The sequence below is a fragment of the Bradyrhizobium sp. DOA1 genome (assembly GCF_001593325.1).
Classification (GTDB): domain Bacteria; phylum Pseudomonadota; class Alphaproteobacteria; order Rhizobiales; family Xanthobacteraceae; genus Bradyrhizobium.
Genome location: NZ_JXJM01000001.1, coordinates 723,871 through 748,323 on the forward strand (window position 1 = coordinate 723,871; position 24,453 = coordinate 748,323).

The following is a 24,453-nucleotide window of genomic DNA, read 5'->3' on the forward strand; positions in this document are numbered from 1 at the left end:
GCTTGCTTATCAGCTCAAGCTAAAGGGTTGGCTGACGTCCGGGCCGTGTCCAGGTGGCCCTCTCCGCGAAGACCCGACTGACTTCCGCCATGTGCTCCGTGCCCCATGTGCAGAGCGGCACCAGGGCCATCGCCAGGCTATGGCCGAGAGGCGTGAGGCTGTAGTCCACCCGCGGCGGCACCTCCTTGTAGTCGGTCCGCTTCACCAGGCCGTCGGCCTCCAGCTCCTTCAGCTGCTGGATCAGCACCTTGTCGCTGACGTCGCGGATGGCGCGCCGGAGCTCGCCGTAGCGGGTGGGGCCGTCCTGGGCGAGGAAGTACAGGATCAGCGGCTTCCACTTGCCGGAGACCACCCGCAAGGTGGCATCCAGGCCGCAAGTGAATCCGGGCAAAGTCGGTGTGCAACTCTGGACCGGTGTTGGCGCCTGTGCAGGCGGGAAAGTCGTGTCTGACATTTTTTGGGCACTTACCAAAAGGTGCATACTTGTCGATAGGTGGGTAGGCTGCCAGCTCAGTGCAACCTCATTGAAGGAGCACAACATGAGCAGACTACAAGGCAAGACGGCGGTGGTGACGGGCGGCGGAACCGGGATCGGACTGGGAGCGGCCAAACGGTTCGTCGACGAAGGCGCGTTCGTCTACATCTTCGGACGGCGGCAGGAGCCGCTCGACGCCGCCGTCGCGAAGCTGGGGCCCTCGGCGCGCGCAGTCAGGGGATCGGTCACCGATCTGTCCGACCTGGACCGACTATATGCGACGGTGAAAGCCGAACGCGGCAGTGTCGACGTTCTCTTCGCCAATGCCGGCACCGGGCTGTTTGCGCCGCTCGGCGAGATCACGCCCGAGCACTACGATCATATCTTCGACGTCAATGTAAAAGGGCTGGTGTTCACCGTGCAGAAGGCCCTGCCGCTGATGCGCAAGGGGTCGTCGATCATCCTGACAGGATCGAGCACGGGCGTGATGGGGACGCCGCAGTTCAGCATTTACAGCGCGACCAAGGCCGCGATCCGCAATCTGGCGCGCAGCTGGGCGCTGGACCTGCGCGGCACGGGCATCCGCGTCAATGTGCTGTCGCCGGGGCCGACCAAGACGGAGCTGGCGCTGGAGATCGTCGGCGAGGAGGCGTTTGATGCGCTTGGGAGCACGACGCCCATCGGGCGTGTCGCCGACCCCAGCGAGACCGGGGCGGTCGCCGCATTCCTGGCGTCTTCGGACAGCAGCTACATGACGGGCGGCGAGGTCTTCGTCGACGGCGGCCTTGCACAGGTCTGAGGCCGCGCGCACCTGAGCCTGAGGGCTTCGATCGCTCGATCGAAGCCCTCGATGCTCGGGGTATCAGTGAGCGCCTAGATGCCCAAAATCTTCCGCGCGTTGGCCTTGAGCACCTTCGGCCGGATCTCGTCGCGGATGTCGATCTTGGCAAAATCCGACAGCCAGCGGTCCGGCGTGATCACCGGCCAGTCCGAGCCGAACAGCATCTTGTCCTGGAGAATCGAGTTGATGTAGCGCACCAGGATCGGCGGGAAGTATTTCGGCGACCAGCCGGAGAGATCGATATAGACGTTCGGCTTGTGCGTCGCGACCGACAGCGCCTCCTCCTGCCAGGGGAAGGAGGGGTGCGCGAGGATGATCTTAAGGTCGGGGAAATCGGCCGCGACGTCGTCCATGTACATCGGGTTGGAATATTTCAGCCGCATGCCCATGCCGCCGGGCATGCCGGAGCCGACGCCGGTCTGGCCGGTGTGGAACAGCGCGATCGCGCCGCCATTGTTGATCTCTTCATAGAGCGGATAGGCCATGCGGTCGTTGGCGTAAAAGCCCTGCATGGTCGGGTGGAATTTGAAGCCGCGCACGCCGTATTCCTCGATCAGCCTGCGTGCCTCGCGCGCGCCGAGCTTGCCCTTGTGCGGGTCGATCGAGACGAAGGGGATGAGGACGTCGAGATGCTCGGAGGCGATCTCCAGCATCTCCTCGTTCTTGTAGCGGCGGAAACCGGTCTCGCGCTCGGCATCGACCGGGAAGATCACCGCGGCGATGTTCTTGGAGCGATAGTAGGCGGCAGTCTCCGGCACGGTCGGCGGATGCTTGTGCGGCGACTTGAAATACTCCGCCATCTGCGCCTGGAAATCGTCATAGCCGTCATCGGGATGGGTGCCGCAGGGCTCCTCGGCATGGGTGTGGATGTCGATGGCGACGACGTCGTCGATGTTAGGCAGCTTCAGCTTCGGCATGGGGATCCTCCCGACGGGTTGCCGAATTGATTATATGATATAACGAATTTGGCAAGGCGTTGTCGAAAGGCCTTGAAAGCGTGGCGATAAAATAGATCCGATTCGGCCGCTTCTACTGTGCATGGGGTTGTTTTCGCCGATGGCCGGTCCGGAACCCGGCAGTTAACATTGACATCACCTCCCACGATGCCTTAAGAACCGCCCCGTCCCGGGCGGTCGGTCCGCCGGCGGGAAAAATCTCATTTTGCCACATTCGCGCGTGCCGAAACGGTAGTGCCGAACACGGCCTTTCGAACGTTCAGGATTCTGCCATGAAGGTCCGTAACTCGCTGAAATCGCTGCGCGGTCGCCATCGCGCCAACCGCCTGGTCCGCCGCAAGGGCCGGGTCTATGTGATCAACAAGGTGCAGCGCCGCTTCAAGGCGCGTCAGGGCTGATCTCGCCCTGCGCGGCGCTTTCGCGCGCTCCGCAACACTACGCTCACACGAGTTTGACGCCGTCCTTGCTTTGCAAGGACGGCTTTGCGCGTTTAGACTTTCACCATGGCAGTGAGATTCCCTTTCGCCCGCACGCTGTGCCTGGCCCTCGTCCTGGGAGCGACCGGCCTTACGCCGGCGCTGGCGCAGCAGATCGAACCACCGCCCCCGCCCGGCAAGCAGAAGAAGCTGCCGGAGGCGCCGGCCAAGCTGCCCAAGGTCGACCGCAGCAAGAACCTCGATTTTCTGTTCGGCGCACTGAAGGCAGCGCCCGACGAGGCCAGCGCCAAGCATGTCGAGGCACGGATCTGGGCGGTCTGGCTGCAGACCCCGAGCGACACGGCGGCGCTGTTGATGTCACGCGCCAAGACCGCGGCCGAGGCGCAGAAGATCGAAATCGCGATCAAGCTGCTGGATTCGGTCATCAAGCTCAGGCCCGATTACATCGAGGCCTGGAACCGACGCGCGACGCTCTATTACATGCAGAACGATTACGGCCGCTCGCTCGCCGACATCCAGCAGGTGCTGATCCGCGAGCCCCGTCATTTCGGCGCGCTGGCAGGGCTCGGCATGATCATGCAGGAGGTCGGCGACGAGAAGCGCGCGCTGGATGCCTACCGCAAGGCGCTCGCCGTCAATCCGCACCTCGAGAAGATTCCTGACCAGGTCAAATCGCTGACCGAGAAGGTCGAAGGCCGCGACATCTAGCGGACAAGTTGATCATTTCCCGAGTGATCATGGCCGTCGCGGATTAACCACGATCGGAAGCGCGGCGCTTTGCGGGCTATTGCTGCTGCCGCGGCGGGCCTACCTGAATGACAGGGAGAGCACAGCCATGAAGCGCTTGATTGTTGCGGGTAGCTTGCTGATCGCGTCGGGAACGGCGAGCTTCGCCGACGGGTTGTTCTGGGTGGTCGGCAATCGCGCCACCGGCAAATGCAACATCGTGACCAGCAATCCCGTGATCATCGGCGATATCTATTTCGGTTCCGGCCCCTACAAATCCAGGGCCGATGCCAAGCTTGCCCGTTCGACGATCCGCGTCTGCCCCGCGCCCACGCCCGAGGAGGAAAAGGACGAGGACGGGTCGAACTAGACCGCCGGCATCTTAGTGCAGAGCGCTGCTGCCGCGCTCAGTGAGGCCGCGATCGGCGGCGGCGGCGTAAGCCCTTGCAAGCTCGGCCTCGAGATGTTCGTTGATCAGGAGCAGCGCCCGCACGGCACCGCGCAAGTCGCCGTTACAGCTCGCGACGATCTCGTCGATCGCAGTGTCGTTGGATCTGAAGCTCATCGAAATCCTCCGGTTCAAATCAGGAAAAAATCCTGCCGGTCTTTCCCGCATGCTCTGAGGCTGCGAGGAGGATCGGCGCCCACCCGCGCCTAGATGGCGGAACCGACCATGGCGATTATATGGAAGCCGCGATGACGACTGCATGAAGCTGGCTAGAGGCTTGTGTGTCACCACGGAACATCGTTGATTTCATTGTGTTTTCGCGCTCGTTGATTATGCACATATCCACAGCCCCTCTATTTCGGTGGAAGCCCTGGGGCCGGTCAGGCGAAACTGCGATGTACCAAAACCCGTAACTGCCCTGTGCTCAGGATCGCCCGGATTCTCTCGATGATCGTGATGTCAGTCGTGACGGCGCTGATTCTGCTGGCGCTGGCCACGCAGGCGGGAATCGTCGCCGTGCAACGCGCCTTTCCAGCGCAGGGCCGGATGATCGAGGTCGACGGTGCCGTGCTTCACGTGGTCGATATCGGTCCGCGCGCGGCCGGCCTGCCGATCGTGATGCTGCACGGCGCGAGCTCCAATCTCGAAGTGATGCGCCGGCCGCTCGGCGATCTCCTCGCCAAGGATCATCGCGTGATCTTGATCGATCGCCCCGGCCATGGCTGGAGCACGCGCGCGCGGCGGCAGGATTCGACGCCGCAGATCCAGGCAAGGATGATCGACGAGGCGCTTCAAAAGCTCGGGATCGATCAGGCGATCTTCGTGGTGCATTCCTGGAGCGGCGCGCTCGGCGCGCGGATCGCGCTCGATCACCCGCACCGCGTTGCCGGCCTCGTGATGCTCGCGCCCGTCACGCATCCCTGGCGCGGCGGTGTCGGCCGCTACAACGAGATCATCGCAACGCCCGCGATCGGGCCGCTGCTCGCCTACACGATCACGTTGCCGCTCGGTTACGTCCTCGCCGAGTCAGGCGCGCGCAACGTCTTCCTGCCGCAGACCATGCCGGACGGCTTCGTCAGGGATTCCGCGACGCCGCTGCTGCTGCGGCCGCGCGAGTTTGTCGCCAATGCCTATGATCTGGTGACGCTGAAGGAAGCGGTGGCCGCGCAGGTCGCGCGCTATGGCGAAATATCGGTGCCGGTGACTATCATCGCCGGCGAGCCCGACAAGACCGTGAAGACCGACATCCACGCGCGCCCGTTTGCCGCGACCGTGCCGAATGCGAAGCTGATCGTGCTGCCCGGTCTCGGTCACATGGTGCAGAATGCCGAGCCGGATCTCGTAAAGGCGGAGATCGAGGCGATGATCGGCAAGATCGTGCCGGCGCAGGCGGCCGCGGATTAGCGGCCGCCTTTGCGGACTTACTGCTTGGTCTTCCCGTCCTTGTCGTATTGGGCGATGAAGGCCCAGAGATTGTTGATCTCGGTCTCGTTCTTGATGCCGGCGAACGCCATCTTGGTGCCGGGGATCTTGGCCTTGGGATCCTTGATGTATTCCTTGAACGTGGCCTCGTCCCAGGTGATGCCGGAATTCTTGTTCGCATCCGTATAATTGTAGCCCTCGGCGGTGCCCGATTTGCGGCCGTTGAGACCGTTGAGCTCGGGGCCGACCTTGTTCTTGGCGCCTTCGCCGATCGCGTGGCAGGCCAGGCATTTGTTGAACGACGTCTTGCCGGCCGCGACATCCTGCGCCATCGCGGCAGGTGCGGTGGCAGTCACGGTGAGGATCATCAGTGCGCCAAAAGTCAGTTTTGTCATCGGTTGCTCTTCGTCTCTTCCCTGGGGTCTGGTCAGTCTCTTGCCTGAGCGGCAATCGGCGAGCCTGCCGCTTTTGGCAGGCCCGCCCGGCTTGGACAAGCCACCAAACCATGACAGGTTTCACGATTTCCTACTTGTCCCAGAGCGAACTCGCCGACGATTGCCGGTCCGACTTTCGGATGGCCTACCCAAACACCCCCGGACGTGGTTGATTTGGCGCGACAAATCGATCGTGCGGCGTGAGCCGGAACGATCTGCGATGAAGGACTTGAAATGGCCATCATGATGCCTGCGAGCGACCAGGGCGTGCTCGCGCGCCGCGCGGAGATCGTGGCGGCGCTGCGTGCAATCGTGCCCGGCGAAGGTGTGATCGACAGCGCGGCCGAGATGCGGGCTTACGAATCCGACGGGCTCACGGCCTATCGGCAGCCGCCGATGGTGGTCGTGCTGCCCGATACCACCGAGCAGGTCTCGCTGGTCCTGAAATATTGTGCAGAGCAGAACATCAAGGTGGTACCGCGCGGCTCCGGCACATCGCTGTCAGGCGGCGCGCTGCCGCTCGAAGACGGCGTGCTGCTCGGCCTCGGCAAGTTCAAGCGCATCCGCGAGATCGATTTCGACAACCGGGTCGTCGTCACCGAGCCCGGCGTCACCAACCTCGCGATCAGCCAGGCGGTCGCGCATGCCGGCTTCTACTACGCGCCCGACCCATCCTCGCAGATCGCCTGCTCGATCGGCGGCAATGTCGCGGAGAATTCCGGCGGCGTGCACTGCCTGAAATACGGCATGACCACCAACAATGTGCTGGGCTGCGAGATCGTGCTGATGAGCGGCGAGATCCTGCGCATCGGCGGCAAGTCGGCGGAGAACTCCGGCTACGACCTCATGGGCGTCATCACCGGCTCGGAAGGCCTGCTCGGCGTCATCACAGAGATCACGGTGCGCATTCTGCAGAAACCGGAGACGGCGCGCGCGCTGATGGTCGGCTTCGCAGAGGTCGAAGCGGCCGGCGAATGCGTGGCCCGCATCATCGGCGCTGGCATCATCCCCGGTGGCATGGAGATGATGGACAAGCCGGCGATCCACGCCGCCGAAGCCTTTGTCCATGCCGGGTATCCGCTCGACGTCGAGGCGCTGCTGATCATCGAGCTGGACGGTCCCAAGATCGAGGTCGACGAGCTGATCACGCGGGTCGAAGGCATCGCAAGAAGCTGCGGCTCGGTGACGCTGCAGATCTCCAATTCGGAAGCCGAGCGCAATCTGTTCTGGGCCGGCCGGAAAGCCGCGTTCCCCGCCGTGGGCCGCATCTCGCCCGACTATCTCTGCATGGACGGCACCATTCCCCGCGGCGCGCTGCCGAAGGCGCTCGCCCGCATCCGCGAGCTCTCGGAAAAATACCAGCTCGGCTGCGCCAACGTGTTCCACGCCGGCGACGGCAATCTGCACCCGCTGATCCTTTACGATGCCAACAAGCCCGGCGAGATCGAGCGCGCCGAAGCCTTCGGCGCCGACATCCTGCGCGCCTGCGTCGAGTTCGGCGGCGTGCTGACCGGCGAGCACGGCGTCGGCATCGAGAAACGCGATCTGATGCCCGACATGTTCACCGAGATCGACCTCAACCAGCAGCAGCGGCTCAAATGCGCCTTCGACGCGCAGGGCCTGCTCAACCCCGGAAAGGTATTCCCGACTCTGCACCGCTGCGCCGAGCTTGGCCGCATGCACGTCCACGCAGGCAAGCTAGCGTTCCCGGACATTCCGCGGTTCTAGATTCGCGACGAACGATTGCCTTCCCTGGTAAACTTCGCTACCGGCTTTTCCCGTGGATACGCTCAAAGTCAGAGACGCCAAAGACGTCGAAGAAGTGGTGCGCGCGGCGATTGCGAGCGAGCAGCCGCTCGAGATCATCGGTCATGGCACCAAGCGCGGCATTGGACATGCGATGGCGACCAATGCCGTGCTCGACCTCTCCGCGCTCAACGCCGTCACCGCCTACGAGCCCAACGAGCTGATCGTCACGCTGCAGGCCGGCGCGCCGCTCGCTGACGTGCTGGCGCTGATCGATGCCAAGAACCAGCAATTCGCCTTCGAGCCGATGGATACGGCGCCATTGCTCGGCACGCCCGCGCTCGGAACCATCGGCGGCATGATCGCCGCCGGGCTGGCCGGTCCGCGGCGGATCAGGGCCGGCGGGGCGCGGGACCATTTGCTCGGGGCGCACGCCGTCTCCGGTTTCGGTGACAGCTTCAAGACCGGCGGCAAGGTGGTGAAGAATGTCACCGGCTACGACCTCTGCAAGCTGCTGGCGGGGTCCTGGGGCACGCTGTCGGTCATGACCGAGGTCACGCTGAAGGTGATGCCCAAGCCCGAGGCGGAGCGGACGCTGCTGCTGCGCGGGTTAGATGAGGCCGTCGCCAACAAGGCGATGACGGCGGCGCTCGGTTCGCCCTTCGACGTCTCCGGTGCCGCGCATCTGCCGAAATCCGCGGTCCGCGCCAAGACCGATGGGCTCGGCGAGATCGTGGGCCAGGACGAGGCGCTGACCGTGCTGCGGCTCGAGGGCATCACGGCGTCCGCCGCCCACCGCGCCGGCTCGCTGCGCCAATTGCTGGCGCCGTTTGGAACTGCGACGCTGATCGAGGATGCGGCCTCCGCTACGCTGTGGGCCACGATCCGCGACGTGCTGCCGTTCGCGGCCAGCGGCGCGGTCGGAGCCTGGCCGGTGTGGCGGATCGTCTGTCCGCCGGCGTCAGGCGCGGCGCTCGGCACCCAGTTGGCGCGCGAGACCGGGGGCGACGTGATCTATGATTGGGGCGGGGGACTGATCTGGGCAGCGCTGCCGCCGAAGCCGGATGCGCATGCCCCGGCGGTGCGTGCGCGTGCGAATGCGTTCGGCGGGCACGCCACGCTGATCCGCGCGGCCGAGGATGTCAGGCGCAATGTCGACGTTTTCCATCCGCAGGTATCGGGCATTGCCGCGCTCAGCGAGCGGGTACGCGCCAGTTTCGATCCGAAGACTATTCTCAACCGGGGGCGCTTGAGACGGGACGCCGTGGCATGAAGACCGAATTCTCACTGGCACAGCTCGCCGACCCCGACATTGCCGAAGCGGACAAGATCCTGCGCGCTTGCGTCCATTGCGGCTTCTGCACGGCGACCTGTCCGACCTATGTGCTGCTCGGCGACGAGCTCGATAGCCCGCGCGGCCGCATCTACCTGATCAAGGAGATGCTGGAGAAGGACCAGGCGCCGACGGCCGAGGTGGTCAAGCATGTCGATCGCTGCCTGTCGTGCCTGGCCTGCATGACGACATGCCCCTCGGGGGTGAACTACATGCACCTCGTCGACCAGGCCCGGGTCCGGATCGAGGAGCGCTATCAGAGGCCGCTGACCGAGCGGCTGCTGCGCAAGGTGCTGGCCTTCGTCCTGCCGGATCCCCGGCGTTTTCGTGCGAGCATGGTGCTGGCGCGGCTGGCCCGCCCACTCGCCGTCTTCCTGCCGACGCCGCGCCCCTCCGCCACGCCCGGGCTGATCCAGCGCCTCAAGGCGATGCTGGCGCTGGCGCCGGACCGGCTGCCTGCGCCGGGCCCCGCTGCGGGCAGCGTGTTCGCAGCGCTCGGCAAGAGGCGCGGCCGGGTCGCGCTGCTGCAGGGCTGCGCCCAGCAGGTGCTGGCGCCGCGCATCAACCAGGCCGCCATCAGCCTTCTCACCCGCCACGGCATCGAAGTTGTCCTGGTCAGGGACGAGCAGTGCTGCGGCGCGCTGACCCATCATCTCGGCGACGACCATGATGCGTTGGCGCGGGCGCGCGCCAATGTCGCGGCGTGGCGGAAGGAAGCGGCCGGCGAAGGGCTCGACGCCATCCTGGTGACGGCGTCCGGCTGCGGCACCGTGATCAAGGATTACGGCTACCTGCTGCGCGAGGACGCTGCGTTTGCGGAAGATGCGGCGAGAGTGTCCGCGCTCGCCAAGGACATCACCGAATACGTCGCTGGTCTCGGATTGGAGCAGGTTGCGCGACAGGACGGCATCGTCGTCGCCTATCACTCCGCATGTTCGTTGCAGCACGGGCAGAAAATCACGAGCCTTCCGAAAGAATTGCTTTCCAAGAATGGATTCGTGGTGAAAGATGTCCCCGAGAGCCATTTGTGTTGCGGTTCGGCAGGGACCTACAACATTCTCCAGCCCGAGCTTGCGGGCAGGTTGCGCGATCGCAAGATCGCCAACATCGCCAGCGTCAAGCCGGACATGATTGCCGCGGGCAATATCGGCTGCATGGTGCAGATTGCCAGTGGCACGTCAGTTCCGGTCGTACACACGATTGAGCTTCTCGATTGGGCTACGGGCGGCTCGCGGCCGGCATTGAACGCGCAGGTCTGAGCTTTCAAAGGCTGAGCCTTCAAGGCTGGGCTTTCGTCCGGAGGTGACGCTGAAGGCGCCCGATCGACCATTGTTCGGCGGCAACAGGAGGACCACGATGGCGAAAGCGAAGAAGAAGAAAAGCAAGAAGGCCAAAAAGGCCAAGAAGGCTGTAGCGGCGAAGAAGGCGGCCAAGAAGTCCGCGAAGAAGTCTGCCAAGAAATCCGCAAAGAAAGCGGCGAAGAAGGCGACGAAGAAATCTGCCAAGAAGGCAGCCCCGAAGAAAGCTGCCAAGAAGGCTGCGGCTAAGCCAGCCAAGAAGGCTGCACCCAAGAAGGCCGCGAAGAAAACGGCACCGAAGAAGGCGAAGGCAGCTCCTGCTCCGAAGCCAGCACCGGCGGAAGCTCCGGCTCCCGAGCCTGCCGCCGAGACAAGCTGGGCGATGCCTTCGTCTTCTGCGGAACCGGCGCAGGCCGAGGGGCAGGGTTAGAGTCCCGACCCCTTCGTCTCCTCTGAAGTCGACCTGCATACAGGAAGGCCGCGGCGCGGGCGCGCTGCGGCCTTTTTGCATCGTTGCAGGGTGAATTCAGGCGCAGCTTTCCCCCTCGTTCTGATTCGTGACCCGGGTGTCACTCCCCCCTGACGACCCCCGGACATACACGGGGCTCCCAAGCACTTTGGAATGCAAACAATGTGATCGAGAAGCCACACAGGCGGACAACCTTTTCGTGAAATCGTCAAAACGCCTAAAAAGTCAGCAGATGCCCGCGCTTTTTGCTTCACGGTTCATATCCCTCAATCCAGATTGTCGCAGTTATCAAATTTTCAATCAGGTCGAGTGACCCGGGGGGCTACCGGGATCCGACTGGGGTCTAGAACTGACGATGGGGATCGAAATGAAAAAAGTGGCTTTGTTGGCAACGGCGCTGGCAATGGTGACGACGGGTTCGGCTTTCGCGGCAGATCTGCGCGTGAAGGCATTGAAGGCCCCGCCGCCGCCGGCCTTTGATCCCTGGGATGTCGCCTTCGGCGCCGGCATCATGAGCGATTACATCTTCCGCGGTATCACGCAGTCGAACCACAAGCCGTCGGTCACGGCCTATTTCGAGCCGCGTTACAACGTCAACAAGGACCTCCAGCTCTACATCGGTACGTCCGCCTCGAGCATCTCGTTCCCGAACCGCGCCGCGGCCGAAGTCGACATCTACGGCGGTATCCGCCCGACCTTCGGCATGTTCGCCTTCGACTTCGGTGTCTGGGGCTACCTCTATCCGGGCGGAAGCTGCTTCGGTTCGCAGGGCACCCTGGCGCAGGGCAATTGCGGTGGTGACATCGACTACTCGCAGGGCGCTATCGGCCTTCCCATCAACGGAAACTTCGCCAAGAAGGACGCGAGCTTCTTCGAAGGCTATGCCAAGCTGAACATCAACATCAATGACCAGTGGACGGTTGGCTTCAACGAGTATTATTCGCCGAACTTCCTGAACCTCGGCGCCTGGGGCAACTACGCCTCGATCACCGCCAAGTGGATCGCGCCGAGCACGACCTTCGGCGCCAGCGGCGTCGGCATGTATGTGTCGGGTGAATTCGGCCGCCAGTGGCTCGGCACCTCCGACATCTTCTACGGCATCGCAGGCGATCCGGTGTACGCGAACGGCATCAAGGAGCCGAGCTACAACACCTGGAACGTCGGCGTCGGCTTCACCTACAAGGTGTTCACGCTCGATCTGCGCTACTACGACACCGACCTGAAGAAGGGCGACTGCAACGCCTTCACCAGCGACTTCACCGCGAAGTTCGACGGCAGCTTCACCGCCATCAATCCGGGCGGCTTCGGCTCCAACTGGTGCAGCGCGGCCGGCGTTGCCAAGCTCTCGTTCGACCTGACGGCGATGAGCAACCTGAAGTAAGTTTAGTCCCGAGACCGGCTTAGCAAGGGCGGCAGGGCAACCTGCCGCCCTTTTGCTTTGGCGTTATGGAAACGAACGTGGCGCGTGCAGTGCTCGATGTTTCTACATCGTCATGGCCGGGCTTGACCCGGCCATCCACGTCCCGCGGAGAACTTCAGAAGGACGTGGATGCCCGGGTCAAGCCCGGGCATGACGAGCGTGAGGGAGCGGCGGTTCGGACACGCCCATCGGGCGCGCAGGACATCCTTCGCGCCTCAGCCTGCCGCACTCGGCTCCTCCTCGGCCGGCGCGCCGCCGCCGAGGACGTGGATCGCACCGTCCTTCACCAGCGCGATCTTGCGCGTGTGGAAGGCGTCGAGCGTCGAGCGGTGGCCGATCGAGACGATGGTGGCCTGCGGCAGCTTCTCCGCCAGCAGGCGGTAGAGACGGGCCTCGGAGGGTTCGTCCAGCGACGCGGTCGCCTCGTCCAGGAACAGATAGTCCGGCGCATGCAACAGCGCGCGGGCGAGCCCGAGGCGCTGCTGCTCGCCGAGCGAAAGCATCCGATTCCAGTGACCGCTCTCGTCGAGCCGCTTTGCCAGCCGCGGCATGCCGACCGCGTTCAACGCCTCCGCGATCTTGTCGGGTGCGATCGCGCCATGCTCTGCCGGGTAGATCACGGCGTCGCCGAGCGGGCCGATCGGAAAATATGGCCGCTGCGGCAGCATCATCAGCCTGGCCTTCTCGGGGATGGCGATGGCGCCGGTGCCGAACGGCCAGATTCCGGCGATGGCCCGGAACAGCGTCGATTTCCCCGAGCCTGACGGCCCGGTCACCAGCACCCGTTCGCCCGGCTCGATCGCGATTGCATTGGCGGCCACCAGCGGCTCGCCGTTTGGCAGCTTTACGAGCAGCTGCTCGAGCCCGATTGCCGCGTTGCTTGATGGTGCGATGGCGACGGCTGGCTCGCGCGCCGCGGTCTCTGCGACCGAGCTGACCGACATCTCGAAGCCATCGAGGCGGGCGATCACCGAACGCCATTCCGCGAGCGAGCGATAGGCCGAGACGAAGAAAGAGAGCGCATCCTGCACGCTGCTGAATGCCGAGCCGGTCTGCATCATGTCGCCCAGCTGGATTCTCTTGGCGAAGTAAGCCGGAGCCACCACCACATAAGGAAAGATCACGGCAGCCTGACCGTAGCTTGCCGTGAAGGCGGTCAGACGCTTGGTCCTGCTCATGATCGCGTACCAATTGCCGATGACGAAACCGAAGCGTTGCAGCAGATTTCCTCGCTCGGCGCTCTCACCCTTCAAGAGGGCGATCTGCTCGGAATTTTCCCGGACGCGGATCAGGTTGAAGCGGAAGTCGGCCTCGAAGCGCTGCTGCTCGAAATTGAGGTTGATGAGCGGGGAGCCGATCCAGTGCGTCAGCGCCGTACCCAGGATAGCGTAAACCAGAGCACACCAGACCAGAAAACCGGGGACGACGATGTCCGTGCCGTAGATGTGCAGCGGTGCCTTGTCTGACAGGCCCCAGAGGATGACGACGAACGAGGCGAGCGTGACGACCGACGACAGCAGCCCCAGCCCAAGGGTCAATGTCTGTTCGACGAAGCTCTTGACGTCCTCGGTGATACGCTGGTCGGGGTTGTCGGCGGCGTCGCCCTTGAGCTGCATGCGGTAATGCGTCGGACCATTGAGCCATTCGGCGAGGTAATGCTGCGTGAGCCATCGCCGCCAACGGATCTGGAGCCACTGGTTCAGGTAGAGCTTGTAGACCGCCAGCGCGACGAAGGTGAAAGCAAGGACGAGGAAGATCCAGATCTCGCTGACGAAGCGGTCCAGTTCATATCCCTGGATCGCACTGAAGAACCGGTTCTGCCACTGACTGACGAGAACATTGATCGCGACCAGCGCCAGCTCCAAGGCAATGACGGCGGCGAGCAGGCCGCGGCCGGCCCATTTGTCCTCCGACCGGAAATAGGGGATCGCGATTCGCCAGACGATCGCGAGGGTGGCGCTGATGTTCTTCACCGAGCTGGGTCTCCTCAGGGGATGTGCATAACGGCCCAGAGCCAAATGGCTGAGGCAATGGCGGAAACGGGCGCGCTTAGACTAAAGTCGCAAGGTCTGCAATTTGCGTTGGATTGTCGCAGGCCGCGACCTTAGCATGGGCTTCGACGGCCCGGGGCGGGGTGCTCCGGGATTTCTCGCGCTTGTGAGCGGACGGGAACCGCCCGCAGCACGAGGACTTCGCGTCCAGCTTGGGGTTTACGCTTTTGGCGTCAAGCAGGAACGGCTCTCCACGCGGGCCACCTGCTGCAACATGCGTGGGGAGAATGACCATGTGGAATCAGATCTATGATCCGCTGAACAGCCCGGTGCTGTCGACCATTGCGGCGGCGGTGCCCGTCGTTACGCTGCTGGTCCTGATCGCGAGCGGCCGCGTCCAGGCCCACATCGCGGCCATCATCGCCGTGATCGTGGCGAACCTGATCACGATCTTCGTCTTCACCATGCCGGCCAACATGTCGATCCGCGCTTCGGTGCTGGGCATCGTCACCGGCTTCTTCCCCATCGGCTGGATCGTCCTCAACGTCATCTTCCTCTACCAGGTGACGGTGAGTACCGGACGCTTCGAACTGCTGAAGCGCGCCGTCGGCGGCGTCACCGAGGACCGGCGGCTGCAATTGCTGTTGATCGCGTTCTCGTTCGGCGCGTTTTTCGAGGGCGCCTCGGGCTTCGGAACGCCGGTCGCGATCACCGGCGCGGTGTTGATCGGGCTCGGCTTCTCGCCGCTCGCAGCGTCCGGCCTGTCGCTGATCGCCAACACCGCACCGGTCGCCTATGGCGCGCTGGGCACGCCGATCCAGGGACTATCTTCGGTCACGGGGCTCGATCCCTACATTCTTGGCGCCATGGTCGGCCGGCAATTGCCGGTGTTCTCGCTGATCGTGCCGTTCTGGGTGGTGTGGGCGTTCGCGGGTTGGAGGGGCATGAAGGATGTCTGGCCGGCGATCCTCGTCACTGGCCTGTCGTTCGCGATCCCGCAATTCGTGATTTCGAACTACATCAATCCCTGGATCGTGGACATCGGGGCGTCGCTCATCTCGATGGGGGCGCTGATCCTGTTCCTGAAGGTCTGGCAGCCAAAGCAACTCTGGCTGTCGCCGGCGCTGCGAGGCCGTGACGAATCGGCCGCCACCATGGCGGCGGCAAAACCGCTCGACAAGACGCCACTCACGCAGAGCGAGATGTTCAACGCGCTGTTGCCGTGGATCATCGTCTGCATCGTGATGCTGATCTGGGGTAACGGCGGCTTCAAGGCCTGGGCGAATTCGATCTTCGTCTGGAACTATCCGGTGCCCGAACTGCATCAGATGATCAACAAGGTGCCGCCGGTGGCGGCCAAGCCGACGCCGGAGGCCGCGGTGTTCGGCTTCACCTACCTGTCCTTCACCGGAACGGGCATGTTGATCGCGGCGATCATCTCCGGCTTCCTGATGGGCGTCGGCCCCGGAAGGCTCCTGACCGAGTACGGCCGGACCATCCGGCTGTGCGCGATCTCGCTGATCACGATCTCTGCGATGCTCGCGATCGGCACCTTGACGCGCCTGTCCGGCGTCGACGCAACGCTCGGCCTCGCCTTCGCCGCCACCGGCGTGCTCTATCCCTTCTTCGGCACGCTGCTCGGCTGGCTCGGTGTGGCGCTGACGGGATCGGACACCGCCTCCAACGTGCTGTTCGGAAACCTGCAGAAGATCACCTCCGAGCAACTCGGCCTGTCGCCGATCCTGATGGCCGCGGCGAACTCCTCCGGCGGCGTGATGGGCAAGATGATCGACGCGCAGTCGATCGTGGTCGCCTCCACCGCCACCAACTGGTACGGCCATGAGGGCACGATCCTGCGCTTCGTGTTCTGGCATTCGATCGTGCTGGCCTGTCTCGTCGGTGTGCTCGTGACGTTGCAGGCCTATGTCTGGCCATTCACGGCGCTGGTGCTGAAGTAGCGGCCTACGCCTAAGCTGTAATTCAAGTCCCCGCGAGGTTCGCCTTGCGGGGATTTTTGCATCTGCACGAACCTTCTCAAGGCCGCCGCTGTCTTATAGAAGGTGCGGCAAGTCAGCTCGGTCGAGAGGTCTCATGGTTTCGCGTCTGCGATTGGTGTGTGCGACGATTGCAATGCTCGCGATGTCCACGCTCGTGCATGCCCAGGAAGGGTTCCCCTTCGGCACCGAGATGACGCTGGAAGCGTTGCCGCAAGCAGGCTCCAAGCGGATTCCGAACATCGAGATCGGCGACAATGGCGAGGTCTTGCTCGAGCTCTGGTGCAAGGGTGGCAAGGGTCAGTTCTCGGTCGCCGGCAATACGGTGATCTTCGTGCCCGGCCAGATCCAGGACCGCAACTGCCCGCCTGCGCGGGCGCAGGCCGATGACGAGCTCGTGGCCGCACTAAGCAGTGTCGAGACCTGGAAGCGTCAGGGCGACATGCTCACGCTGATCGGCCCGAAGTCGCTGCGCTTTCGGACGACGGGGAATTAGCGTCGTTCCTTTTTCCCGGACAAGGCGCGTCGCGTAAGCGATGCGCCGTATAGCCGGGGCCCAGTTTCTTAGTTGCAATTCTGCTTGTGGCCTCTGGGCGCCGGCTCTGCAGCGCATCGCGCTGCGTCCGGGCACGATCGTCATCGGCCTACTTCCACACCGACTTGTCGGCGTCCCAGCGCTGGCCCTTCAGCTCCTTGGCGAGCGCGTCGATCGAGCCGTTGTCGTCGGGCAGCTCGCCTTCCTCGTCGATCGAAGTGCCGTCCGAGAGGTTCAGCTTCGCGCCGCTGCTTTCGTCGGTGGTCGTGGTCACGGGGCTGCCGATCCAGAGCATGAGCTTGTCGGTGGTGCCGGGCTTGTCGGGCGAGACCAGGCCCGCGACCTCGATCGTGTCGGTCAGCTCCAGCGCCGGAAAATCTGGGTTCGGCCGCTTGAACACCAGCTTGAGCTTGCCGGTGGCGGGGTTGAAGCTTTGCGAGACCGGCTTTGCTGCGAGAGTTCGGCTCAGGACGTTCGCAACGGTGGTCGACAGCTTGGTGCGGTTGATCTTGTCGCCCTCGCGCCAATCGGCAGCAGTGAAGCGGATGGTGCGGTCCATCTCGGTCAGCCCAGCGGTCCAGCCGGCGGCGGTGACGCCTGGCATCGCCTTGAACTTCGCCAGCAGTGCGCCGGCGCGCTCGGGATCGACCGACATGTTGATGGTCTGCTCGCCGGCGCGCAGCGCATCGCAGCCGACGGTGAGGCTGGTCAGGGCGACCTCGACGTCCTGGCCCTTCAGGCTCTTCAGGAAATCGGTCGCCGCATCCAGCTTGACCTTGACTGCGATCGCTTCGGGCGAGACGTCGGTGAAATCCTTCGGCTGCGCCGTGATGCCGTCGTCGGAGGTCTGGTTGTCCTGAAACTCCCTCTCGCTGAGATCGGAATTGTCGGGCGAGGTGACCTCGGTCACCATTTGGCCGATGCTGATCTGGCCGCGGAACTCGAACGTGTCGCCGTTCTGCTTGCGCAGCAGCTTGACGCTGACGGGCGCCTTTTCGCTCATGCTCTGGGTGGTGCCGGTCAGGTTCTGGCCCGCGACCTGCAGATTGACGACGAAGCGGTCCTTGCGATCGGAATTCTTCGCGACCGAATAACAGACGTCGAGCACGGCCGCCGTGAGCGTCTTGCCCTGGCGCGTCTCCTTCAGGATCACGTCGGCATTGCCGTCCATCAGCCCGTCGATCGAGGTGAAATAGCGCGTTTCGGTGCCGCCGGGCGCCGTGGCCTTCGGCGACAGCTTCATCTGGGCGGATGCGGGATGTGGCGAGGTGGCAAGCAGAGCCGCCACGAGAACTGCCAGGCCAACTGTCGGGCAAACCAGAAGCGCGCGCATCGACGAAACCCTCGATCAATAGAATCGGCGCGCCACCGTAGTGGGTTTTGGCTGCCGGTTGAATCGGAAAGCGGAAGGGCAGGGTCGGCAAAAAAGAAGGCCGCCCGGAGGCGGCCTTCATAACGTTGCAATGGAAGAAGAGGCTTAGAAGCCGCCCATGCCGCCGCCGGCCGGCATGGCGGGCGGGGCTTCCTTCTTCGGCATCTCGGCGACCATGGCCTCGGTGGTGACCAGCAGGCCGGCCACGGAGGAGGCGTCCTGGAGCGCGGTGCGCACCACCTTGGCGGGATCGATGATGCCCTTCTCGACCATGTCGACATAGTCCTCGTTCTGGGCGTCGAAGCCGAAGGTCTCGGACTTGTTCTCCAGAATCTTGCCGACGACGATCGAGCCTTCGATGCCGGCGTTTTCGGAGATCTGGCGGACCGGAGCTTCCAGCGCCTTCAGCACGATGTTGATGCCGGCCTGGACGTCGGCATTGTCGTTGGACAGGCGGCCGACCGCCTTCTTGGCGCGCAGCAGCGCGACGCCGCCGCCGGGAACGATGCCTTCCTGCACCGCTGCGCGGGTGGCGTTGAGCGCGTCCTCGACGCGGTCCTTCTTCTCCTTGACTTCGATCTCGGTCGCACCGCCGACGCGGATCACCGCGACGCCGCCGGCGAGCTTGGCGAGGCGCTCCTGGAGCTTCTCGCGGTCGTAGTCCGAGGTGGTCTCCTCGATCTGCGCCTTGATCTGGCCGACGCGCGCTTCGATGTCGGGCTTCTTGCCGGCGCCGTTGACGATCGTGGTGTTCTCCTTGTCGATCACCACCTTCTTGGCGCGGCCGAGCATCTTCACCGTGACGTTCTCGAGCTTGATGCCGAGCTCCTCGGAGATGAGCTGGCCGCCGGTCAGGATCGCGATGTCCTCGAGCATGGCCTTGCGGCGGTCGCCGAAGCCCGGCGCCTTGACGGCCGCGACCTTGAGGCCGCCGCGTAGGCGGTTGACGACCAGCGTGGCCAGTGCCTCGCCCTCGACGTCCTCGGCGATGATGACGAGCGGCTTGCCCGACTGCACCACGGCTTCGAGCACGGGCAGCATGGCCTGCAGGCCCGAGAGCTTCTTCTCGTGCAGGAGGATGTAGGCGTCCTCGAGCTCGGCGGTCATCTTCTCGGCATTGGTGACGAAGTAGGGCGACAGATAGCCGCGGTCGAACTTCATGCCCTCGACGATGTCGACCTCGGTGTCGAGCGACTTGTTCTCCTCGACGGTAATGACGCCCTCGTTGCCGACCTTCTGCATCGCCTGGGCGATCATCTTGCCGATGGCGGCATCGCCGTTGGCCGAGATGGTGCCGACCTGGGCGACCTCGGAGGAGGCCGCGACCGGCTTGGCACGCTTCTCGATGTCCTTGATCACGGCCGCAACCGCGGTGTCGATGCCGCGCTTGAGATCCATCGGGTTCATGCCGGCGGCAACTGCCTTGGCGCCTTCGCGCACGATGGCCTGGGCGAGCACGGTCGCGGTGGTGGTGCCGTCGCCGGCGAGGTCGTTGGTCTTGGAGGCGACCTCACGCACCATCTGGGCGCCCATGTTCTCGAACTTGTCCTCGAGCTCGATCTCCTTGGCGACGGTGACGCCGTCCTTGGTGATGCGGGGCGCGCCGAAGCTCTTCTCGATGACGACGTTGCGGCCCTTGGGGCCGAGCGTCACCTTGACGGCGTTGGCGAGAATGTCGACGCCGCGCAGCATGCGATCGCGCGCGTCTCCGGAAAACTTGACGTCTTTGGCAGCCATTTCTGCAATCCCTCGTGTTTCGTGATGTGTCTTGCCGCTGGTTCGGAACGATGGATGCCCGGATCGTCCGATCCGGGCATGACATTCAGCGGCTGTTCAGGCGGACGGCCTTAGGCCAGAACGCCCATGATGTCCGACTCCTTCATGATCAGGAGCTCTTCATTGTCGATCTTGACCTCGGTGCCCGACCACTTGCCGAACAGCACGCGGTCGCCGACCTTGAGGTCGATCGGGATCAGCTTGCCGGTCTCGTCGCGGCCACCGGGGCCGACGGCGACGATTTCGCCCTGGGACGGCTTTTCCTTGGCGGTGTCGGGAATGATGATGCCGCCCTTGGTCTTTTCCTCGGCGTCGATACGTTTGACCACGACACGGTCATGCAGCGGACGAAATTTGGATTTAGCCATGACGTTTCCCTTTGGAGGCTCGCTTCGGAAGTAGTGGAAGTGGATGGGGCGGCGCTTCCGTCCAACCTCTCCCCGAGGACCGAACGGCGCGCTTAGCAATCGGGCTTTCCGAGTGCTAATAGTGCGCCCGGAAATATGGCTTGGCCGCGATCCTGTCAAGCAAAGGTGGTTAAGCGATTGTTGAGGCGGATATAGGATGGTGGCATTGGAAACTCGTTCGGGGCATCGGCGGATCAAAGGACGTCATTGCTCCGGCAGCGATTTTGCGCTTGGCTGCGGGAGGGGTGCGGCCGTGGTCTTGTTGGGGGGAATGCCATGATCAGTTCAGCTCACGCGCGCACGGTGGCCAATCTTGCCGCCGCCTCCTGTCTGGCGCTGCTGCTGGGCGCCTGCGGTGGCGGCTTCAGCCTGCCGTCCTTGACGTCCTCCCCACCGCCGCCCGCGGCCGAACCGGGCGTCGCTCCCGAAATGCCCGCAACGATCCGCGCCGACGAGATCGTCGGCCGCTGGGGTCTCGCCTCGTTCCAAAATCCGGCCGATCGCGCCCGCACCGAAGCCGCGGCCAGGGCCCAGTGCAGGAATCCCTACGTGATCACCGCTGGTTCCTCCGGCGGCGTCATCATGCATCTGGCCGACCAGGCGACCCCGCAGGAGCTGCGGCTGAAGGGCTCGCCCAGCGGCAAGAATTATATCGGTCCCGCCGGTCCCACCCCCGGCGATCAGGACCGCGAAATCGTATCCTTCGACGGTCGCGTGCTGATCACCCGCTTCATCGACAAGGACGCTGCCGTCCGCTACGGCAACATGGTCTACGTCCGCTGCGCGCCGCGGGCGTGATCGGGTTCCGGCCTAACCACGCGTCATTGCGAGCGCAGCGAAGCAATCCAGACTTGTCTCCTCGGAAGCAGACTGGATTGCTTCGTCGCTTCGCTCCTCGCAATGACGAAGACAACAAAAACGCGCCCCACGGGCCGGCGTTTTGCATCGTCTCTATCTCGCGTCCGCTCAGTCGAACAGCGCGTCGATGTCGTCCTGCGAGGCATGGCCGACATCGCCGGCAAGCTTCGGGCCGTTGAGAAGCTTTTCTTCCTCGGTGCGGTTGTCGACATGCGCATGTGCGGGCACATGGGCCTTGATCGCGTCGACGCCGCCCCAGATCTCCATCATCGCATTGATGTGCTGCTCGATGAATTTCATCGTACCCATGACCTTGCTGATACGCTGGCCGGTCAGGTCCTGGAAGTTGCAGGCTTCGAAGATCGAGATGACGCGTTCCTGGATGTCGTCGGCGAGTCGCTTCTGCTGATCGGCCGATTGCACCTTGGACATCGCGCTGGCCGCCTGGTCGATCGACTCGGCGGCTTCGAGAATCTGCTGGGTCGCCTGCTCGGTGCCGCCGACGACTGCGCCGAGCTCGCCATTGACCTTGGCCATCTCGCCGCCGTCGAAGCTCTTGCCGTGCAGCGTCGCGATCTCGCGCTTGGTGCGATCGATGGCGTCGTGGATGAGGTCGAGCTCGACCTTCAACTTTTCGCACTGCTCGATCTGCGCACGATAGGTCTCGAGCATGGTGCGGGCTTCGGCAAGCTCGTGTGCCGTGGAGGCGTCGATCGCCGCCATGGCTGCGCTGCCGGACAGCGGGGCCGCCGTGATGCCCTTCGCCATCTGGGCGCGGATCGCGCGCAGCTCGGCCATGATCTCGCTGTGCATCGGCCCTGCCTCTTCAGTTACGTCTAGAATGGGCATCTCGCCACCAGCGATATCCTCGACACGAAAACGTTTGCGGTGAACAGCCATCAGGACACTCCCCCACCTCACTCACGCGTCTTTGTAGGCAGAAGCGATTTAACACGAAGTTCACAGCCGGAACTGTTGTGCTTGCGCCGCGCGACACTGCGCAAAGAAGCGATTAACCATGGCCGCGCCGCGTTCATCGAAAATAAACGCTGATCGCCGAATTGGCCCGCGCCTGACGACGTGGTGAATCCAAACGGCGTTCCTGTTTACCAAACAAAACGGCTTTTGCCTTTTATTGACCACGTCGCGGCGGCCGATCAGCCAGGCGCTCTCCACGACGCATGTGATCTAGACGAAACAGTACAGAGTACGTCGATGTTCAAGAAAATGTCTGTCGCGCTGCTCGGCAGCGCTTGCACCTTCATGGCCGGCGCGAACGGCGCCAGCGCGTTCGACAACACGGTGCCGAACGATCCGCCTGCAGTGCTCTATGCCCCGCAAGTGCCGCCGGCGCCGGTACGTGTCGCCTCCAACGCGAACCTGGGCGGCGGCTTCATCGAGTTCCTGTTCGGCGACGGCCCGGGCCGCGGTCCGGCCTATGCGCCGGAGCGACCGGTGTATCAGCAGCAGCCGGCCTATTACGACCAGCGCCGTCTGCCGCCGATGAGCGAGCCGCAGATGCAAGGCGGATATCAACAAGGCGGATATCAGCAAGGCGCGCTGCAGCAGGAGGCGGTCGATCCGCGGCAGCGTCCGTTCGATCCCAAGTTCGAGAAGCAACTCGTTGACTATAGCGGCAAGGAAAGTCCCGGCACGATCGTGGTCGATACGCCGAACAAGTACCTCTATCTCGTCGAGGGCAATGGCCGGGCGATGCGCTACGGCATCGGCGTGGGTCGTCCCGGCTTCACCTGGTCCGGCGTGAAGTCGATCACGGCCAAGCGCGAATGGCCGGCCTGGACGCCGCCGGCGGAAATGCTGGCGCGCCGACCGGATCTGCCCCGCCACATGGAAGGCGGTCCTGAAAATCCGCTCGGGGCGCGCGCGATGTATCTCGGCTCGACGCTCTACCGCATCCACGGCTCCAACGAGCCCTGGACCATCGGCACCAACGTCTCCTCCGGGTGCATCCGCATGCGCAACGAGGACGTCATCGACCTCTACGGCCGCGTCAATGTCGGCACCAAGGTCGTGGTGATGTGAGGCGCCATACGCTCGATGCGGGCCGTCAACTCGGCATTCGCGCCGGGTGGGCGGCATCGACGGCGTGCGTGCCTCCGGCGCACGCCTTCAGCTGGGTCTAAACTCGCTGGCGGTGCCGCGTCGACCCCATTCGCGGGGAAACGGAGCAGCGCCGACGAGTTGACGGAGGGGAATGCGGTGCGCCAGCGGAGCGGTTCAACCGCCGTGCCGACAGCTCCGCCTTCCTGACACGTTCGTGCAATCCTTCCAGCTCGCACAATTCGGTGATGAGATGTGTCGTCGCGTCGGTCAAGGTTGCAATGCGCTGCTGAAGTGAACTCATCATTAAACCCCCGACTATAGCCAAGAACGGCAGGGTGGCATGAGCAATGTGTTCTTCGAGTTGAACACCCATGTCCGCATTTGGAAATCCGGGACTCTACGGCCGCGCGTGTCCGAAGGCCGTTTCGCTTTTCATGGTGAACTCAGGCACGTCGCGCAACGTCAGCTCAGTGACGTCCAATAGCGCACGCATTAGTCATACTATATCGAACGGCTTCACCTGCATGTGGCAAAGGCAGTAGAGCTGAGCGCAAAAGAAAACGGCCGCCGAGAAGGCGGCCGTTCCACATCTATGGGATGATTGCTCACGCGTAATCGCTGCCGCCATCGTCGTCGCCGCCAAAGTCGCTGTCGGCCACGTCCATGTTGTCACCGTTATCGTCGTAGTGCTGATCGTTGTTGTTCCGATCGTCGTTCGACGCCTGGTCGAAGAAGCCCTGGCGGGAATCGCCCTTGGAGCCGATGTCGTTGAGGCCGGCGTCGCGCGCCAGCGATCCGCTGGACTGGTCGCTGCCGCCCCAAGGGCTTCCACCAGCGCTGCGGTCGCCGAGCGCATTGGAGTCGCCAAAGGCCTGCTGATGCGGTCCGCCCATCATGCCGCGGATGCTGGACAGCAGCAGCGAGCCGCCGACCACGCCAGCGGCGGCCGCCGCTGCCGTGCCGAGGAACGAGCCGCCACCACCGCCGGCCGGCGGCGCGCCATAGCCCTGGCCGGGACCTTGGCCGTAAGCCTGTCCGTAAGGCGGCTGGCCGTAACCCGGCTGGCCCTGTTGCATCGCCTGGCCGGTATTCCACAGGGGCCGCGAATCGCGCGGCGGCACGTTCGGGACCGAGCCGCGGGACGGGCCGCCGCCGAACAGCGTGTCACGCATGGTGTCGAGAAAGCCGCCGGACTGCGCCTGCTCGGGCGCCTGGCCCGCTTCCAGCTCCTGGATGCGGTTATGGGCGCGCTTCAACGCTTCGTCCTGCAGCAGCGTGGTCTGCACCAGTGCGTAGACCGCGCCGGGCGCCTTGCGCAGCCCCTCGGAGATCGCGGCGGTCGCGTCCGGATCGCGCGGTGCGTTTTCCAGCTTTGAAAGCCGGTCGAAAAGGTCGTCAACGAGCTGGCGTTCCTGCGGCGTCATGATCTCTCTCCTTCGGCAAAACCAAGC

General features: G+C 63.9%; 24 protein-coding genes. 14 read left to right on the forward strand and 10 right to left on the reverse strand.

Translation table 11 applies throughout. The features are described 5' to 3' along the window. Positions 1–19 precede the first annotated feature (19 nt). Positions 20–391, reverse strand: coding sequence for a winged helix-turn-helix transcriptional regulator (locus tag SE91_RS03345; RefSeq protein WP_197489416.1), 372 nt, complete (start codon positions 389–391; stop codon positions 20–22). Between the two features lie 148 nt (positions 392–539). On the opposite strand from SE91_RS03345, the gene SE91_RS03350 reads away from it, so the two are divergent. Beyond that, positions 540–1,274 (forward strand): SDR family NAD(P)-dependent oxidoreductase, encoded by a 735-nt coding sequence (locus SE91_RS03350; protein WP_061846579.1) that lies wholly within the window; start codon positions 540–542, stop codon positions 1,272–1,274. Positions 1,275–1,348: 74 nt separating this feature from the next. On the opposite strand, the gene SE91_RS03355 is transcribed toward SE91_RS03350, so the two are convergent. Beyond that, complete coding sequence (locus SE91_RS03355) at positions 1,349–2,233, reverse strand: amidohydrolase family protein (RefSeq protein WP_061846580.1); 885 nt, start codon at positions 2,231–2,233, stop codon at positions 1,349–1,351. Positions 2,234–2,544: 311 nt separating this feature from the next. Between SE91_RS03355 and ykgO the strand changes: the two genes are divergently transcribed. The 3 genes from ykgO to SE91_RS03370 all read left to right on the forward strand — a co-directional run bounded on the left by ykgO (position 2,545) and on the right by SE91_RS03370 (position 3,805). Next, the gene (gene ykgO / locus SE91_RS03360; RefSeq protein ID WP_006611362.1) at positions 2,545–2,670 is read left to right on the forward strand and encodes a type B 50S ribosomal protein L36; all 126 of its coding nucleotides are present in this window, start codon (positions 2,545–2,547) and stop codon (positions 2,668–2,670) included. 105 nt (positions 2,671–2,775) lie between these two features. Continuing rightward, complete coding sequence (locus SE91_RS03365) at positions 2,776–3,417, forward strand: tetratricopeptide repeat protein (protein ID WP_060734841.1); 642 nt, start codon at positions 2,776–2,778, stop codon at positions 3,415–3,417. A 127-nt stretch (positions 3,418–3,544) separates the two neighbouring features. Continuing rightward, the gene (locus SE91_RS03370; RefSeq protein ID WP_061846581.1) at positions 3,545–3,805 is read left to right on the forward strand and encodes a hypothetical protein; all 261 of its coding nucleotides are present in this window, start codon (positions 3,545–3,547) and stop codon (positions 3,803–3,805) included. Positions 3,806–3,817: 12 nt separating this feature from the next. Here the strand turns inward: SE91_RS03370 and SE91_RS03375 are convergent, their stop codons facing one another. Next, positions 3,818–4,000 carry a hypothetical protein gene (locus SE91_RS03375; protein ID WP_008544046.1) on the reverse strand — a complete coding sequence of 61 codons (183 nt, stop codon included), beginning with the start codon at positions 3,998–4,000 and terminating at the stop codon, positions 3,818–3,820. A gap of 330 nt (positions 4,001–4,330) precedes the next feature. On the opposite strand from SE91_RS03375, the gene SE91_RS03380 reads away from it, so the two are divergent. Next, a complete protein-coding gene (locus tag SE91_RS03380) occupies positions 4,331–5,287 on the forward strand; it encodes an alpha/beta fold hydrolase (protein ID WP_061846582.1) in 957 nt (318 codons plus the stop codon). A gap of 17 nt (positions 5,288–5,304) precedes the next feature. Here SE91_RS03380 and cycA read toward each other — a convergent pair whose 3' ends face one another. Then, entirely contained in the window at positions 5,305–5,700 is a 396-nt protein-coding gene (gene cycA, locus SE91_RS03385) for a cytochrome c-550 CycA (RefSeq protein WP_060734843.1), read from the reverse strand. A gap of 273 nt (positions 5,701–5,973) precedes the next feature. On the opposite strand from cycA, the gene SE91_RS03390 reads away from it, so the two are divergent. The 5 genes from SE91_RS03390 to SE91_RS03410 all read left to right on the forward strand — a co-directional run bounded on the left by SE91_RS03390 (position 5,974) and on the right by SE91_RS03410 (position 11,966). Next, entirely contained in the window at positions 5,974–7,467 is a 1,494-nt protein-coding gene (locus SE91_RS03390) for an FAD-linked oxidase C-terminal domain-containing protein (protein ID WP_060734844.1), read from the forward strand. 52 nt (positions 7,468–7,519) lie between these two features. After that, positions 7,520–8,758, forward strand: a complete 1,239-nt coding sequence (locus SE91_RS03395) for an FAD-binding protein (RefSeq protein ID WP_061846583.1) — start codon at positions 7,520–7,522, stop codon at positions 8,756–8,758. Then, entirely contained in the window at positions 8,755–10,077 is a 1,323-nt protein-coding gene (glcF, locus tag SE91_RS03400) for a glycolate oxidase subunit GlcF (protein ID WP_061846584.1), read from the forward strand. The genes SE91_RS03395 and glcF overlap by 4 nt, the downstream gene beginning before the upstream one ends. 97 nt (positions 10,078–10,174) lie before the next feature. Continuing rightward, positions 10,175–10,546, forward strand: coding sequence for a hypothetical protein (locus SE91_RS03405; protein ID WP_061846585.1), 372 nt, complete (start codon positions 10,175–10,177; stop codon positions 10,544–10,546). A gap of 406 nt (positions 10,547–10,952) precedes the next feature. Next, the gene (locus tag SE91_RS03410; protein ID WP_061850916.1) at positions 10,953–11,966 is read left to right on the forward strand and encodes a TorF family putative porin; all 1,014 of its coding nucleotides are present in this window, start codon (positions 10,953–10,955) and stop codon (positions 11,964–11,966) included. Positions 11,967–12,220: 254 nt separating this feature from the next. Here SE91_RS03410 and SE91_RS03415 read toward each other — a convergent pair whose 3' ends face one another. Next, the gene (locus SE91_RS03415; protein WP_061846586.1) at positions 12,221–13,978 is read right to left on the reverse strand and encodes an ABC transporter ATP-binding protein/permease; all 1,758 of its coding nucleotides are present in this window, start codon (positions 13,976–13,978) and stop codon (positions 12,221–12,223) included. A 311-nt stretch (positions 13,979–14,289) separates the two neighbouring features. On the opposite strand from SE91_RS03415, the gene SE91_RS03420 reads away from it, so the two are divergent. Beyond that, a complete protein-coding gene (locus SE91_RS03420) occupies positions 14,290–15,954 on the forward strand; it encodes an L-lactate permease (RefSeq protein WP_061846587.1) in 1,665 nt (554 codons plus the stop codon). 133 nt (positions 15,955–16,087) lie between these two features. After that, complete coding sequence (locus SE91_RS03425; RefSeq protein WP_061846588.1) at positions 16,088–16,486, forward strand: META domain-containing protein; 399 nt, start codon at positions 16,088–16,090, stop codon at positions 16,484–16,486. 148 nt (positions 16,487–16,634) lie between these two features. On the opposite strand, the gene SE91_RS03430 is transcribed toward SE91_RS03425, so the two are convergent. The 3 genes from SE91_RS03430 to SE91_RS03440 form a co-directional block, all read right to left on the reverse strand. Next, positions 16,635–17,858, reverse strand: coding sequence for a hypothetical protein (locus SE91_RS03430; RefSeq protein ID WP_061846589.1), 1,224 nt, complete (start codon positions 17,856–17,858; stop codon positions 16,635–16,637). Between the two features lie 144 nt (positions 17,859–18,002). Continuing rightward, positions 18,003–19,634, reverse strand: a complete 1,632-nt coding sequence (gene groL, locus SE91_RS03435) for a chaperonin GroEL (RefSeq protein ID WP_061846590.1) — start codon at positions 19,632–19,634, stop codon at positions 18,003–18,005. 110 nt (positions 19,635–19,744) lie between these two features. Continuing rightward, positions 19,745–20,041 (reverse strand): co-chaperone GroES, encoded by a 297-nt coding sequence (locus SE91_RS03440; protein WP_008544107.1) that lies wholly within the window; start codon positions 20,039–20,041, stop codon positions 19,745–19,747. Between the two features lie 315 nt (positions 20,042–20,356). Between SE91_RS03440 and SE91_RS03445 the strand changes: the two genes are divergently transcribed. Next, positions 20,357–20,878, forward strand: a complete 522-nt coding sequence (locus tag SE91_RS03445; protein WP_008544109.1) for a hypothetical protein — start codon at positions 20,357–20,359, stop codon at positions 20,876–20,878. Positions 20,879–21,046: 168 nt separating this feature from the next. On the opposite strand, the gene SE91_RS03450 is transcribed toward SE91_RS03445, so the two are convergent. Further along, entirely contained in the window at positions 21,047–21,838 is a 792-nt protein-coding gene (locus SE91_RS03450; RefSeq protein WP_060734851.1) for a protein phosphatase CheZ, read from the reverse strand. Positions 21,839–22,153: 315 nt separating this feature from the next. Here SE91_RS03450 and SE91_RS03455 point away from each other — a divergent pair, with 315 nt between their 5' ends. Then, positions 22,154–22,981 (forward strand): L,D-transpeptidase, encoded by an 828-nt coding sequence (locus SE91_RS03455; protein WP_061846591.1) that lies wholly within the window; start codon positions 22,154–22,156, stop codon positions 22,979–22,981. 626 nt (positions 22,982–23,607) lie between these two features. Here SE91_RS03455 and SE91_RS03460 read toward each other — a convergent pair. Then, a complete protein-coding gene (locus SE91_RS03460) occupies positions 23,608–24,426 on the reverse strand; it encodes a DUF2076 domain-containing protein (RefSeq protein WP_061846592.1) in 819 nt (272 codons plus the stop codon). Positions 24,427–24,453: the final 27 nt, after the last annotated feature.

Coding starts and splice junctions, on each gene's coding strand:
- SE91_RS03350 (WP_061846579.1), top strand. CDS start 540: ATGAGCAGACTACAAGGCAAGACGGCGGTGGTGACGGGCGGCGGAACC.
- SE91_RS03355 (WP_061846580.1), bottom strand. CDS start 2,233: ATGCCGAAGCTGAAGCTGCCTAACATCGACGACGTCGTCGCCATCGAC.
- ykgO (WP_006611362.1), top strand. CDS start 2,545: ATGAAGGTCCGTAACTCGCTGAAATCGCTGCGCGGTCGCCATCGCGCC.
- SE91_RS03365 (WP_060734841.1), top strand. CDS start 2,776: ATGGCAGTGAGATTCCCTTTCGCCCGCACGCTGTGCCTGGCCCTCGTC.
- SE91_RS03370 (WP_061846581.1), top strand. CDS start 3,545: ATGAAGCGCTTGATTGTTGCGGGTAGCTTGCTGATCGCGTCGGGAACG.
- SE91_RS03375 (WP_008544046.1), bottom strand. CDS start 4,000: ATGAGCTTCAGATCCAACGACACTGCGATCGACGAGATCGTCGCGAGC.
- SE91_RS03380 (WP_061846582.1), top strand. CDS start 4,331: ATGATCGTGATGTCAGTCGTGACGGCGCTGATTCTGCTGGCGCTGGCC.
- cycA (WP_060734843.1), bottom strand. CDS start 5,700: ATGACAAAACTGACTTTTGGCGCACTGATGATCCTCACCGTGACTGCC.
- SE91_RS03390 (WP_060734844.1), top strand. CDS start 5,974: ATGGCCATCATGATGCCTGCGAGCGACCAGGGCGTGCTCGCGCGCCGC.
- glcF (WP_061846584.1), top strand. CDS start 8,755: ATGAAGACCGAATTCTCACTGGCACAGCTCGCCGACCCCGACATTGCC.
- SE91_RS03405 (WP_061846585.1), top strand. CDS start 10,175: ATGGCGAAAGCGAAGAAGAAGAAAAGCAAGAAGGCCAAAAAGGCCAAG.
- SE91_RS03410 (WP_061850916.1), top strand. CDS start 10,953: ATGAAAAAAGTGGCTTTGTTGGCAACGGCGCTGGCAATGGTGACGACG.
- SE91_RS03420 (WP_061846587.1), top strand. CDS start 14,290: ATGTGGAATCAGATCTATGATCCGCTGAACAGCCCGGTGCTGTCGACC.
- SE91_RS03425 (WP_061846588.1), top strand. CDS start 16,088: ATGGTTTCGCGTCTGCGATTGGTGTGTGCGACGATTGCAATGCTCGCG.
- SE91_RS03430 (WP_061846589.1), bottom strand. CDS start 17,858: ATGCGCGCGCTTCTGGTTTGCCCGACAGTTGGCCTGGCAGTTCTCGTG.
- groL (WP_061846590.1), bottom strand. CDS start 19,634: ATGGCTGCCAAAGACGTCAAGTTTTCCGGAGACGCGCGCGATCGCATG.
- SE91_RS03440 (WP_008544107.1), bottom strand. CDS start 20,041: ATGGCTAAATCCAAATTTCGTCCGCTGCATGACCGTGTCGTGGTCAAA.
- SE91_RS03445 (WP_008544109.1), top strand. CDS start 20,357: ATGATCAGTTCAGCTCACGCGCGCACGGTGGCCAATCTTGCCGCCGCC.
- SE91_RS03450 (WP_060734851.1), bottom strand. CDS start 21,838: ATGGCTGTTCACCGCAAACGTTTTCGTGTCGAGGATATCGCTGGTGGC.
- SE91_RS03455 (WP_061846591.1), top strand. CDS start 22,154: ATGTTCAAGAAAATGTCTGTCGCGCTGCTCGGCAGCGCTTGCACCTTC.
- SE91_RS03460 (WP_061846592.1), bottom strand. CDS start 24,426: ATGACGCCGCAGGAACGCCAGCTCGTTGACGACCTTTTCGACCGGCTT.